General features: G+C 41.6%; 10 protein-coding genes and 1 riboswitch. Of the genes, 5 read left to right on the top strand and 5 right to left on the bottom strand.

Features of this window, described 5'->3' with window-relative positions:
• Positions 1-11: 11 nt before the first annotated feature.
• Positions 12-674, bottom strand: coding sequence for a dTMP kinase (tmk, locus tag ACSLUK_RS10310; protein ID WP_448548495.1), 663 nt, complete (start codon positions 672-674; stop codon positions 12-14).
• 244 nt (positions 675-918) lie between these two features.
• Positions 919-2922 (bottom strand): alpha-amylase, encoded by a 2004-nt coding sequence (locus ACSLUK_RS10305; RefSeq protein WP_448548494.1) that lies wholly within the window; start codon positions 2920-2922, stop codon positions 919-921.
• A 297-nt stretch (positions 2923-3219) separates the two neighbouring features.
• Positions 3220-3302, top strand: a riboswitch (cyclic di-GMP riboswitch).
• A 107-nt stretch (positions 3303-3409) separates the two neighbouring features.
• On the opposite strand from ACSLUK_RS10305, the gene ACSLUK_RS10300 reads away from it, so the two are divergent.
• Together ACSLUK_RS10300 and ACSLUK_RS10295 are read left to right on the top strand one after the other, a co-directional pair.
• Complete coding sequence (locus tag ACSLUK_RS10300; RefSeq protein ID WP_448548493.1) at positions 3410-4573, top strand: PEP-CTERM sorting domain-containing protein; 1164 nt, start codon at positions 3410-3412, stop codon at positions 4571-4573.
• 260 nt (positions 4574-4833) lie between these two features.
• The gene (locus ACSLUK_RS10295; protein WP_448548492.1) at positions 4834-6387 is read left to right on the top strand and encodes an FG-GAP repeat domain-containing protein; all 1554 of its coding nucleotides are present in this window, start codon (positions 4834-4836) and stop codon (positions 6385-6387) included.
• Between the two features lie 75 nt (positions 6388-6462).
• Here the strand turns inward: ACSLUK_RS10295 and ACSLUK_RS10290 are convergent, their stop codons facing one another.
• Both ACSLUK_RS10290 and yegD read right to left on the bottom strand, forming a co-directional pair.
• Complete coding sequence (locus ACSLUK_RS10290) at positions 6463-7107, bottom strand: DUF6058 family natural product biosynthesis protein (RefSeq protein WP_448548491.1); 645 nt, start codon at positions 7105-7107, stop codon at positions 6463-6465.
• A gap of 106 nt (positions 7108-7213) precedes the next feature.
• On the bottom strand, positions 7214-8575 hold the full coding sequence (gene yegD, locus ACSLUK_RS10285; protein ID WP_448548490.1) for a molecular chaperone: 1362 nt from the start codon (positions 8573-8575) through the stop codon (positions 7214-7216).
• A 426-nt stretch (positions 8576-9001) separates the two neighbouring features.
• Between yegD and ACSLUK_RS10280 the strand changes: the two genes are divergently transcribed.
• The 3 genes from ACSLUK_RS10280 (at position 9002) to ACSLUK_RS10270 (ending at position 12769) form a co-directional block, all read left to right on the top strand.
• Positions 9002-11329, top strand: a complete 2328-nt coding sequence (locus ACSLUK_RS10280) for a collagenase (protein ID WP_448548489.1) — start codon at positions 9002-9004, stop codon at positions 11327-11329.
• Positions 11330-11393: 64 nt separating this feature from the next.
• Positions 11394-11948 (top strand): PEP-CTERM sorting domain-containing protein, encoded by a 555-nt coding sequence (locus ACSLUK_RS10275; RefSeq protein WP_448548488.1) that lies wholly within the window; start codon positions 11394-11396, stop codon positions 11946-11948.
• Between the two features lie 182 nt (positions 11949-12130).
• The gene (locus ACSLUK_RS10270) at positions 12131-12769 is read left to right on the top strand and encodes a hypothetical protein (protein WP_448548487.1); all 639 of its coding nucleotides are present in this window, start codon (positions 12131-12133) and stop codon (positions 12767-12769) included.
• 13 nt (positions 12770-12782) lie between these two features.
• On the opposite strand, the gene ACSLUK_RS10265 is transcribed toward ACSLUK_RS10270, so the two are convergent.
• Entirely contained in the window at positions 12783-13544 is a 762-nt protein-coding gene (locus ACSLUK_RS10265; RefSeq protein ID WP_448548485.1) for a substrate-binding periplasmic protein, read from the bottom strand.
• Positions 13545-13583: the final 39 nt, after the last annotated feature.

The raw sequence follows: 13583 nt of genomic DNA, 5'->3' as shown, positions 1-13583 counted from the left end.
TTTAACAGAGGTTATGACTGAACGTGTGACAGTATGATTTGATGAATGTCATCAATACTTTTTACGTCACCATTTTCTGTACAAGCAATAACTTGCCAGTCTTCAGATTGCTCAAGTTGTTTATAAACCTCATACACATTTTGCAAATAGCCATGTGCAGCTTCGTGAATATCTTCTTTCTCATCAGTGTAACTACGCTGTTTCTTTTTGAGCACCAACTCTTTCGATACCGACAATGGAACATCGAGAAAAAACGTAACATCTGGTTTTGGTAAGCTATTGACACCGTATTCAAGTGATTTTACCCAGTCAATAAAATCAGCACGGTCTTGCTGCGGTAGCTTTGCCGCCTGATGGGCAATATTGGATTCCACATAGCGGTCACAAACAACGTAAGTACCCGCTTCTAGATCGGCGAGTAAGCTCGGCTTTTGTTCAAGACGATCTGAAGCAAATAGAATAGAGGCGAGTTTTGGATGTACTTCATCAATTGAACCAAATTCACCACGAAGAAATGCCCCAACTTCCCTTCCAAAAAATGTTTCTTCATAAGCAGGAAAACTGTAGATTTTTGCATTAACGCCCAATTTGTTAAGTACTTCTACTAACTTAGTTGCTTGGGTTCCTTTGCCACTACCGTCAATACCTTCAATTGTTATTAATTTGCCTTTCATTCGTCACTCGACACGTATTTATAATTTCATTTTTTTGGGCTATTTACTCTCTTGATAACCGCAACCAAACAGTAATCGTGAGCAAACAGTCCAATAATGGAAACAAACGACAAATCATTTCAAATGGTCTTAAACCAATCGCTATAAAACGGGGAGATTTATCGTGCTTTTTTTAAGAGTTGGCATGGTAATTCATTGCATATGGCAATGCAATGAATTACCAACTGTGAGTCAATTGTACCGTTTAAAATGACTTAATTTCTGCGTCTGATTGGTTGAAGATAAATCGGTTAATTTTACCACATTGCGCCATGTGATTATTCGACGCATAAGGAATCCCTTGTTGTGAAATGTCAGACTCCCAACCCTGACCGTTTTTGACAAAGGCCTTAAGTTCGAACCAGCCATTCGCCGTTCTATCACAATCCATATCCACATCTAGCATCCAGTAATGTGCGCCCCAAACATTGAGGGGTTCTTCACCATAACCATCAACGGCAACCGTTTTCTTCTCTCCCCAATTTATCGGCCACAAATCGATAGTCCAGTCTAGCGGTGTTCCTTCAGCGGCACTCGATTGGTTTATTTGAGCTCCATACCAGTCAAGGTAACTGTCTCCTACTTTCCACGGTGATGTTGTCGCATTTTTAAGGTTGCGATGCTTAATGGGGATTGCACACAAAAAGTTAGTGATAGTGCACTCTAGGCCCATATGCTGACGAGCATAGTCATGGTCAATACCACCACGCACGAACATATCTTGCCCACTTTGGGTATTGGCCGAAATAAATACCACTGTCCGTTGCCAACCGTCACTAGGTGGAACAATTTGACTAGTTTTAGCACCTTGATGAATCGCCAATGCCTGCCAAGCAGCTAAATTAGTATCAATTGTTCCGTTAGCGCTCACTTCAACCGTATCTCCTGAACATGAATTGCCATCTTCACTGAGTTGTCCGTTAAGCACATTACAATAAATCCCCGGTGCCATGTCCGTTACAAGCGAAACAGACATAGTACTATCCTCTTTATTTATAGCGACAAAACCAGCACTACCTCGCCCAAATGCAATTTGGTTATTACCATTGTCCCACCAATTGGTCACTGTCCAGTTATCTGCGGTATTATTTCTAAAATCAACTGCGCCAGCGATATACTGCCATCGATGTTCACACTGCCAATCTTGCGCAAAACACATGAGTTGACCATTGTTATGGACGGGTACATCAGGCGCACCAGCATCAGTATCGTTATGAAATGCAAAACTCGACATTACCTTCGGATAGCCATACGGATAAGCTAACATGAACACATTCGCTAATTCGTATAAACGACCATCTTCAAAGGTCACTACGTTACCAGCACCGCCATGCCCTCGCTGATTATCGTGATTATCAACAAACACCACCGCATTGTAGCTAGGCATAAACCCCCAGCTTTCGCCGAATGTTTTCAACCAAGCGAGCTTCCCTTGTTTGAACGTTTCCCCTAACTTGGTTGAGTACTTAAACTCGGTAACTAAACCCGTACTAAGGTATTCACTGGCACTTATCGCTTCTCCTCCTTGGTCGATCACTTCCTGAAAGACCAAAGGTGTTCCATTGACTTTTGCCAGCACAGCTTGGATATCTTCAACTGCCATGTGTTTTGAGGCATCTAAACGAAAACCCGCGACACCAATGGACAATAAATCGTTCAGGTAACCTGCTAGTGTATCCTGTACATAAAATGAGCTAGTGTTTAAGTCTGCCAAACCAACTAATTCGCAGTTTTGCACTTGCCAGCGGTCGCCATAATTATTGATTGCACAAGTGTCATGAAAATCCCATGGGCTGTAGTCTGGAAATGATTTTTGACCATACGAACTTCCCGATACCCCCGTTCCACTTCCCGCAGCCATATGATTAATAACAGCGTCTACGTATATGTCTACGCCAACGCCTTTACAGCGAGTGACCATGTCAACAAATTCCGCTCGCGTACCGCCTCGACTGGTTAGTTGATAACTAACAGGCTGATACCTTGTCCACCATGCATCACCTTGAATATGTTCATTAGGTGGTGATACCTGAACCGCTGCAAATCCATTTGGCCCAAGATTACTTTCACATTCTTTTGCAACATCAGACCATTGCCACTCAAACAGATGGACAAATGTAGTCGGTTGCGAAGCCGCCTGCACTTGAATGCTTCCGACCGTGACCAGTAAAGCGCCTACCAGAGGGCTCAGTATTGTTGTTTTTTTCATATAATTCCCGCTTAGTTATTGTTGTTAAATTATTGTTACCCCTCATATCATCGAACAAAAAAACAACAATTCCAGCACTGAATAGTGTGAATACGTATGTAGCCGCACACAGTTGACTATGAAATGGGATAGAGTGAAATTGGAGGAGTCAATTTCTCAGTTGACGTAGCAAGCTGGCTCTAATGCATATACATATATCTATCGACTTGCCAAAAACTTCTCAAAATTTTCAGTAATTACAAACACAAAAACAGTTTTTAGTTTACAAGTTTTGTACTTTACGTTACGCTGACAAAAATTTGTAAAAGGCAAGTATGGCGAAATCCATATACGCAAAGCTTCCGACCTAAGGTGAAAACTATGGTAGCGGGGTTGCTGAAAAATTGAACTCACCAAGTTTTCTTGCCTTATTAATCAACTACATCACATTAGTTACTACTGCTGAATATAGCTATTGGATGTTTGAATTGAGACAAGGAAATTGCACATGAAAACGGGTTCATTTCGATTAGTTACTAGCGCGATAGTATTAAGCACTCTGTTCGCGACACAAGCAAATGCCAGCTTAGTAACCTCTTCAAAACACGAGCAAAACTCCGACGAACGTTTGAGCTATTACCTTTCGGGTATGGAAAACAACAATATTTTAGCCGCTGAAAATTCAGTGCTAAATATCCCTATCGATCTAAACCACCAATTTAACAGTAATTACGTTGTCTACAGCGACAATGACACGATTTCAGGACAAGTAAAAAACAATGTCCTTACGCTAAACATTGAAGAAGTGTCGAAAGATACGACAGTAAGTGTTTCACTCGTTAGTGACGATGAGTCGCGTAAAACTGCGTTTAGTCTTGTTGTCAATGTTTTGGACCAACCGACCTTTGCAATGCCTAACTATGCAATTGCGCTTAACGAAGATGCTGAACTTTCTTCTGCTTTATCGGGCGCGTCTATATTAAATATCGACAACGGCGGTATTTACTCCAACGGCAGTATCGATGAATTTTCGCCGTTTTCGCAAAAATCTTCGAGTTCATATGCAACGGCAAGTAGATCAAATGGAAAGGATAATGCCAGTGGTTACATTGCTTATGCCGGTTCAAAGATGCCCGCTTTAACACCAGATATGTTTAGCATTGAAATGTACTTACCATCATCCAATGGTGATATGAGTAATAATCAACTCAACGATCCAAAAGAAGCGATCATTGCGGCATTCAAAAAAGTAGCTGCACAACACCAAAGAAACAACGCGCCAACTATTACTGTTGCTGGAAGCCCACCTCCACAGGGTGCAGAAGAAGGCAATGACAATACGAATGGTTCGGATGAACAAAACAATGAACAAGTAGCACAGCAAGAAAATACTTCGCCAAACACCCATAATGCAGGTGACCCAGAAGGTACTGAGCCAAACTCTCCTACAGGTGATGATAACGAAGAGTTCACCGCTAATAACGACGGTGATTCAGAAAATGAAGGTGAAAACTCGCCGTTTGTAACACCAACCCCGGCTAATGAGAATGCAGAACTTATCGTCGCACAAACAACGGTAACTGAAATCCCAGAGCCTGCTACCTCTGCAATATTTGCTCTTGCACTTGCGGGGCTGGTTACTCGACAAAAATTAAAAAAACAGTCTATTTAGTATTTCTCTCTACTTCCATCGAAAGATGATTTTAAACAGGAGTTATTAACTCCTGTTTTTTTTCATTTAGAAGTATAAAGGTTTTGTTTTCCTCCCTTTTTTGCGCAGTCGGAAACAAAATGTAATACATTCCCCGTAGCATATTTTCATCTGGCGCTTTATGCTTTGCAGATTGAACTGATTCGCCTTTCTTACCATTCTTTGTGAAGCATGGCATAAGAGCCGATGATTTAACGGAATAATGTCAGATAGAGGACAAAATGGATAATAACAATCAAACGTCTCTGGCGATCAGCCTTTGCGCCTTACTTTTTGCCAGCCCTGGCATCGCGAAGAAAACTGATACGCAAAACTTAACTTTTAACAAATCCACGTTGAAAGCCGACGTTGCATTAAGTGGACACACAATGTGGTTACATAACGATAATGCAGCTAAGCACTTGCTTATTGCCGATAAAACCTTTGCGAGTAGGCAATTTATACTATTTAAAAATATCGATAACGCTGATATCCAATCAACAACCGTAGAAATGCCAAATGAGGCCATTGCCTATAGCGCAGGTACGCTAGCCGGTCACGATACTGAAGTGCTTTTTTACTTAACCGATAGCCAAGTGCTGAGTTATGACGTTACTACGAACAAACAACAAGCACTTTTTACCAGCCAGTCAATCTATTCGGGTGAGAAAGTGATCTCACCATCAGATGACATTTCATTTGCTGAAGATTTAAATAAAGATGGGCTAACAGACTTCATTTTGACAGACTTTCACGCAAGCCACATTTTCATGCAAAACCCAAAAGGCGGCTTTACCAAGTTCGAACTCGAAATGAAGCCCGACACTTCTCTTTGGCGCCAATCACGAACATTTTCTCAGCAAACGTATAAGCTTTTTGACGCGAATAACGATAACCTGATTGATATTGCCTATCAAAAGGAAGACGAATTATTTGTGCATTTACAACGGGAAAAGAACGGATTTGATCCAAAACCTACCGCCATTCAACTAAACGCCAATATCATCTCTCGACAAATGGTTGATGCAAAAGAAAGAGAAACTGAAGGAAAAGTAAAACTCGATTATGCGTCCTTTGTCGATTTGGTTGACATTAACAATGATGGTCACATTGATTTGGTGACACAACGCAGAAAAAGCGACGGCATATTCAACCGTCAAGGAACTTTAGAGATTCGCTATGGCCACATTAAAAATGCCTTAATTGCTTTCCCTGCATCACCTAACACACAGCTACCATATGAAGGCCAACTAATGTCATTTGGTCAAAACGTTAATACCTACAAGTTTGCTGACTTAAATGGCGACGGCTTAAAAGACCTTTACTTTCCGCGCAAGGATTTCGGCTTCTCGGATATAATCGCAGGCTTAATTTCACAATCTACCGATGTTAACGTGGAGTTTTTCTTAATGACTGAACAACAGAACTTTGTTGAAGAACCTAATCAAGACAAAGAAATCGAACTTGCCTTTGATTTAGACAGCGAATCGGCAGAAATTCCATTGTTTGCACTTGAAGACTTCGATGGCGACGGCATTAAAGATCTGCTAATGCAAATCAGCGATGACAAAGCACGACTTTATGTGGGTGATCAAAAAGGCCCGTTTAGTCGTAAGGGCCAACGATACGAAATGCCACTCCCAAGAAATGGCAACCTAGTGCAAATCAAAGACATCAACAAAGATGGCAAAGCTGATATTCTCTTTAGGTACGACCGAACAGACAGCGAAGTAAAAGCGAAGACGTTAGAATTATGGCTGTCAAATAGCACCGAACTGTTGGTGAAGAATCACTAGCGCCTTTCCTTAAACAATATTTAATAGCGAGGTCACCATGCCCTCGCTACTTTTCAATTGGAAAATCGACTAATTTCACGCAAGCGGTACAGCCAAACCGTATTCCCTTCTTACTTCATCAATCAACCTAAATCGAGAACTTCTGGCTCTTTCATGAGGTGCAAATTCTGCGCTAGCGCTATCTAACAAGTTAACCGCCTTTTCTAATCGCTCAAAAACTTGTTGATCTTTTTCTTGGTAATCCAATAGCTCACTAATTTCAGCGATTGCCAATTCCTTGGCCGCGATGTCTTCAGGCAACCCAGATTTAGTACATAAACCATAAATACCGTTTAAGAAATGCCCCCACTCATTCTTAACATGAGCGTCTATGCATTCATTCAGTTCTGCTTTTTCTGTACTATGGCCTGCGGTTGATAGCCTATCAAGTGTTGCTAAATATCGTTGATAAAAATTGGCATAGCAAGCTGTTTCATTTGGATTTGATTGCACAATGGCTAGCCAAGATGTGTAGCCTTTCGCATAAAACTCCTGACTTTCTTGTGCTTGATGAACACCAAAAAAGGAGTCACATTCAACATTCATTGATATTTTATAAGACGCTTTAGGTGCTAGTCCCTGTGCTTGCCATTGCTCCAGCTCTGATGCTGAAATTTTTGTGTTAGCCAACAAAGCTTCTTTCGTATAAAAATTATGCGTTAAGTATTTCCATAAATGCATTGCTAATCACTCCCGATACCAAATGATAGAAGCAAGATGAAGCCAGCATACTAACAGCAAAAATTCAGTTATTCGATACTATCCTAAGAAGAAACGTATGAAATATTTAGGAAAAAATCCGCTCTGCCCAACGTGCTAGTCCAACCGTTACACTGCCAAAATGATCCCCTACAACCAGTGGAATATTCGGTAGTTTTTCTTGCAAAAATTGATTAATCACCGGCGATTTTGCCGTGCCCCCAGTCACAAACACAGCATCTGGTGCAATGCCTGCGTCTTTAATTGCATCATCAATTAATTGACCAATTTGATTAAGCTGACGCGCATTGGCTTGCAGCATCAATGCACGTGAAACTTCAACTTTCAGGTTTTCATCCAAGTCTTGCAACTGAATATTTTGTGACGCTTGCTTGGTTAGTCCAATTTTTGCCTGCTCTGCTCCATTTACTAATCGATAACTTAATTTGCGATCATGCGCTTTTAATAAACGAGCCAACTTATCTGGCTCCTCGGCATCCCGTATAAGTTCTTGCAATAAACGTCGATTACTCGCACTGTAGAATTCTGTCTGTTCATTGATATTGTTGATCGCGACCGCCTGATTAAAGCAATTAGCTGGCATCGGCTTCCCAGATTTTTGCAATGAATCCAGTCCCAAACTTGGCATAATACCTCTGAGAGCCAGCTGAATATCAAAATCGTTACCGCCAATACGAACGCCACTATGAGAGAGCAGATGTGATTCACGCGATGTTTGTTGCATGTATTGTGGTGACATTAATATCATCGAGCAATCAGTAGTTCCGCCGCCTATGTCAACAACCAGCACCCGAGTTTCTTGTGTTAGTTTGGCCTCATACTCAAGCCCCGCTGCCACAGGTTCATATTGAAAAGCAACCTCACTAAAACCAACACGCTTTGCTGCATTGGTTAGAATATCAATGGCTTGACGGTTACTTTCTTCACCTCGTAGCCCCTGAAAATTTACCGGTCTTCCAATAACTGCCTTGCTAATATCCTGTTCAAGCGTACGCTCCGCAAGCGATTTAATATTTGCCATCATCGCTGCGACAATATCTTCAAACAGGTTTATTTGCATAGCTGCCAAGCCACTGGCACCCAAAAACGATTTTGGCGACTTGATGTAATACCCTTCATCGGGTTCGTCCAAATACTTGGCTAATGCAGATTGACCAAAAGCAAGATCTGTCTCAATGCCATCAGCTATTAGTTCTCTTAATGCTGACTGGCTTTTCTGCAACGGCAATGCGCGCTCACGCTTAAACTTTATTTGCTCGTTAGGCGCTATTTGTTGGTAGAGCCAATGAACAATGACATCTCTACTGGGCGCGTATAACGTTGAAGGAATATATTTACCATGTTCTCCCAACGACACCACCTGTGGCTGTCCTTGATGCATGATACCAACCGCGCAATTTGATGTACCATAGTCAAATCCAATGAACATGAAAATTATCCTCAGCGAAAAATGGTCGCGTAGGATACTGATTTACCCTCCATCAAGCAAGGCACTTCTATAGTTAAAGGCCATTTCTGTGTATGTACCTGTTAGCACGCACTATATAAATACAATTACAAATTACGTATACAATTTGAATTTTTCTTCGCCTATTGCTCAACAAACAATAAATTTTTTTGTTGTTTTTTTTACAGACAACCCAACTCTACAACCTATTGAAAAAACAAAGATAAAACTCAAAAACTTAGCATTTAATCACTCACCTTCTTGTTTAAAACTCATCTTACATTCGTTACCATCTTGTAAATTATATTTTATACAATATACTTTGCAGTGCATTTTTCATGCAACTAATCACAATAAATCGACCATTTGAGTTGAATAAAAACAGAACAGCAATTTGAGGAAACTGTCGTGAACAACAAATTAAGCCTACTAAGCACGAGCCTTTTGCTTAGTACATTTATGGCGAATCCAGTACAGGGAGCGCAGCAACAGTCGGGCAGCATGAGTAATCCAACACTACTCTCAAGCAACGCTCACCATGCTCAATACCAGAAAAGAACGGATAAACGAGGGTTCAATCCACCAAGAGAAATATCTCCTTTCCAGTACCAGCAATTACTTGAAAGCAATCAGCCCGTTAATGATTATTACCAGTTATCGAAGCAGGCAAATAAAAAAATGCGTGCTAGCGTACAAAGTGTGAATAGCAGTTGCACTTCGCCTGCTGAGCTACAAGGGCTATCAGGAGAAGATTTAGTTAATGCAGTTAAATCAGGTGTTCTCAATACGTGCCTTTACGGCTTGTTTGATAATTCACTGGTTGGCACCGACGTATTTTCTGATGCGAGTATTACCACAATCGCCAACGCGATTAACGCTCATTTGGCCACATATGATGCGACAAATGTAACCAGCGCGGCAGAACTTGAAAAACTCGTTATCTACCTTCGCGCTATGCACTGGGCAGAAAGTGCAAACAATCGTGTATTCCCTGCCGATTACAATGCAGCCGTTTCACAAGCGCTTTCAACATATATTAATGGCGATAATTTCACGCAATTTAATGGCGATGCAACCCGAGATTTCATGATCCGATACGAAATGCTCGTGTTGTTAAATAGTTCAGGAAACAACCGCATTCCTTTCTTAGAAAGAATAACTGAAGCGTTATTGGGCTACGCAATCACCATAAGCCGAGACAACAACTGGGGTGTGTACTATGAAGAAAATAGTATGACACAATTGCTAGTGCATTTGTTTAATGCCTCAGATTACCAAACGGATGAACTTGAAGCTGCGGCCCTTGGTAATCCAAGTATTATTAATAACCTCAAACAATTTGTTGACGTGCAAGGTAAATGGCTAGTTGGTCACACCCGTGAGTACCAATGGTCAGACGCTGTAAACGAACTCGCTCGTTTCTTAAGGTTTGGCGGAGCACTAGCCGAAGCAGTACGCCCAAGTATTCAAGCATTATTGCAGGAATATAGTTACGAAGGCGCAGGCAGCAAAGGCTGGTTAAATGCTCAATCAATGGTTAAATACTACGACGCTGGCAACTGCGATATGTACGGAGACGCATGTAGTTTTGATCTAGAAGATTATGTTCTTTCCGGTCGTCATACATGTGGTTCAACGCTCAAGATTCGCTTCCAAGAGCCTATTATCGAGGAAAATCTTGCTCAAATTTGTACTAATTTGGCCAAACAAGAACAGAAGTTTCATAACCTGTTTAAAACCAACGCCACAACGCCTGTAGCTGATGACCAAAATACAGATCTCGAAGTAGTGATTTTTAGTTCGTATACCGACTACGACAACTACGCAGGTGGCTTCTTCGGAATTGGTACAGATAATGGCGGTATGTATTTAGAAGGTGACCCTTGGGTTGACGGCAATCAGGCACGCTTCATCGCGCATCAGGCAACGTGGTTGCCTGAGTTTGCTGTTTGGAACCTAGAACATGAATATGTGCATTATCTGGATGGCCGATTCAATAAATGGGGTAGCTTTGGTGACCAACCTGCCAACTCAGTTTGGTGGGGCGAAGGTTTAGCGGAGTATCTATCACAGCCTAACAACAACGCTAATGCGCTCGCTGTTGCGCCGAATGGCACATACACATTGAGTGAGCTGTTCCAAACAACGTATGAGAACAGCAATACCGAGCGCACCTATCATTGGGGTTATCTTGCGACACGATACATGATCGAAGAGCAAAATACTGAAATTGAAAATAGCCTATTGCCGTCTATGCGTGCACCAAAACGTGTAATTTCCACGGCACCGTGTGAATTCGACTGGGGCTGGAAATTGAAAACCGAGGCCATAGAGAATGGCTGGGCATGGGCATACGATGACAGTGAGTGGTCAAGCGGCGCTTGGGTTTGGACCTGTGGACAAGCACAAGGAGACGTTCCAGAGCTGCCACCATATACCCCGTACCAAGACATTTTGTCTACATGGGGAACCTCGTTTGATGAAGACTTTTCAACTTGGTTGCTTTGCCTAGTTGAAGGTGAAGGCGAATGTCGCAGAGTAGATACCAACCCAGCAGACCTTGACGGCAATGATGCGATTGATATTCGCGACATCAAACTGTTCAGAGATTTGCTTCGTGGCAATGACGAATTATCGCTAGCCTTGGATTTCAACAAAGACGGAACGGTAGACCGTAAAGATGTTCGTCCAATGATGGCACTTTGCGACCTGCCACGCTGCGCAATTGCAGACTAAATATTAATAGCAACACGAATTACGGGGTCTACTCGGGCCCCAAAAAACTTAGGAACAAACTACAATGAAAAATTTACTTTTGGCCATGTCTCTACTACTAAGTGTTAGTAGCAATGCCACCATTATTGAACTGTCTTTTGACCAAGATGTGTATGAACAAAGTGACGTAATCACTGGGCAACTAATCGCCAGTGACTTAGATTACACATTAGGTGGCTTTGCCAGTACCATTGCCTTTGACGATAGCCAATTGGCACTTACTGGCTGGTCGTTCGGTGATGGCTTTGACGATGGCTTTGGTAGTTATTCGTACGGCGACGACAGCCTTGCAGGTTCTCTATTTCTAGAGGATTATGCAGATCTTTTTGCAGACGAGTTGGCAATAGCAGCCAATCAAGGCACTAGCTTTGTCCTCGCGAGCTTTACCTTTACAGCACTTACTTCAGGTTTTAATACGGTGTCATTACTCGGTGGCTCAGAAGTATTAAGCTTTGACAATTCAATGTTAGATACATTGGCGGGTCATTCAGCTTCTTTTGAAGTGACATCAGTGCCAGTTCCTGTAACTAGCGTGCTATTTGCTTCATGTTTATTATTGCTTAGAAGAAAGCTGTTTTAAGCTGTTAGCTCGCCAATTTTGTATCAAGAAGCACGTGCCAGTTAATCCCCTATTGGTACGTGCTCTTTTAGTCTTATTTATCACCCATCGTACTTATTCTTTGCATTTGCTCCAAATCTTACGCCACCTTAAGTCATTGAACTATTGAAAATATATGTCTATAGTGCTTCATCGGAGGAAATATGAATACTTTAAAAACGATTACCCTGGTGGCATGTGCTGTTCTATCGCCACTTGGCTTAGCAGCAGGCGACAAACCAAGCACCTCACAACAACAATTTGTATCTGAAGCGCCATTAGTATCTATTGATAGTCATGATCAATTTTTTGAACGTATTAGGCAATATTGCGGTCAGGCGTTTGAGGGTAAAGTCACCGTTGACAATGCACAAAGTGATAGCTTTTCGTCTAAAAAGCTAGTCATGCACGTAAGACGCTGTTCAAATTCGCAACTTCAAATTCCGTTTCATGTCGGCGATGATGCCTCGCGCACGTGGATCATCACAAAAACAGGTTCAGGTTTGTCACTAAAACACGATCATCGAAAAAGTGACGGCACGCACGATGAGTCGACCATGTATGGCGGACACACCATAGATGCAGGCTGGCCAGAAGTGCAATCGTTCCCCGCTGATCAGTACTCGAAAGAGTTGTTCGTTCGATTGGGCATTCCACAATCAAACGCTAACAATTGGCAAATGTTTATTTATCCCAGCAAGTTTACATATCGCTTAACAAGGCCAGGACGAGAGTTTCGTGTAGATTTTGATTTAACCAAGCCAATTACGCCACCAACTGCTCCATGGGGATATCAAGACTAGTACAGAATGAGGTTCAACGCTGAATAAATTGATATTTGTTGATTAGTTGTAGATAGAGATCAGATTGAATAAACAACTGATAATGCCGATTAAATACTTCACAAAGCTGTTCAGAAGTACACCCTAAGTGATAATTGGTTGCAGGAAAGTAATAATTAACATGAATACTATCCATGAACGACTTTCCTGCAATGTTTCGGCTTAAGTAGTTGAAAATATTAATGTCCATTACTACCATGTCAGTGCGTTTATTCATTAATAATTCTACCTGCCGGCTTTGCAATGGTACTTCAAGGTAACTGGTGTTTTCTGCCACCGCAGCTGCATATTCAGCACCTAATACTTTGGTAGCGTTTTGAAATGCTACCACCGACTTGTCTGAAACATCTTCTAGTTTACTTACATCAATATTCATCGATTTTAGGGAAATAACCGCATTTTGATATTGAATGTATGGAGCACTAAGCACCATGCCTTGTGGTTTTTGTCTTGGGTTTATCGTTAAAGCAATATCAGCAGCCCCTTTTTCCAGCAGTGTAGCCAAACGCCCATGAGGGACATAATTAAAGTGAATATTGATATTGGCTAATCTAAAAACTTCCCGGATCAATTCCAGTTCGAAGCCGCTACTAGTCGCTTCTATGACATACGGAGGTTTTGTCCATCCCACAATGGCTTGAACGGTATGCGCTACAACATTTGTAGAAATTAACCAACAGCATATAATTGCACAGACAATACGTTTAATAGGCATAGCAAACTTTTTACTGAACAAACCTTTTTCCTTTATAACACTTTCTATACTAATGTGACG

The organism is Thalassotalea fusca (assembly GCF_053485835.1).
The sequence above is the reverse complement of the archived record's forward strand: the minus strand, read 5'-3'. Positions and strand labels throughout refer to the sequence as shown.

What these genes read in the sequence shown, in the direction of transcription:
- tmk (WP_448548495.1), bottom strand. Translation starts at nt 674, where the DNA reads ATGAAAGGCAAATTAATAACAATTGAAGGTATTGACGGTAGTGGCAAA.
- ACSLUK_RS10305 (WP_448548494.1), bottom strand. Translation starts at nt 2,922, where the DNA reads ATGAAAAAAACAACAATACTGAGCCCTCTGGTAGGCGCTTTACTGGTC.
- ACSLUK_RS10300 (WP_448548493.1), top strand. Translation starts at nt 3,410, where the DNA reads ATGAAAACGGGTTCATTTCGATTAGTTACTAGCGCGATAGTATTAAGC.
- ACSLUK_RS10295 (WP_448548492.1), top strand. Translation starts at nt 4,834, where the DNA reads ATGGATAATAACAATCAAACGTCTCTGGCGATCAGCCTTTGCGCCTTA.
- ACSLUK_RS10290 (WP_448548491.1), bottom strand. Translation starts at nt 7,107, where the DNA reads ATGCATTTATGGAAATACTTAACGCATAATTTTTATACGAAAGAAGCT.
- yegD (WP_448548490.1), bottom strand. Translation starts at nt 8,575, where the DNA reads ATGTTCATTGGATTTGACTATGGTACATCAAATTGCGCGGTTGGTATC.
- ACSLUK_RS10275 (WP_448548488.1), top strand. Translation starts at nt 11,394, where the DNA reads ATGAAAAATTTACTTTTGGCCATGTCTCTACTACTAAGTGTTAGTAGC.
- ACSLUK_RS10270 (WP_448548487.1), top strand. Translation starts at nt 12,131, where the DNA reads ATGAATACTTTAAAAACGATTACCCTGGTGGCATGTGCTGTTCTATCG.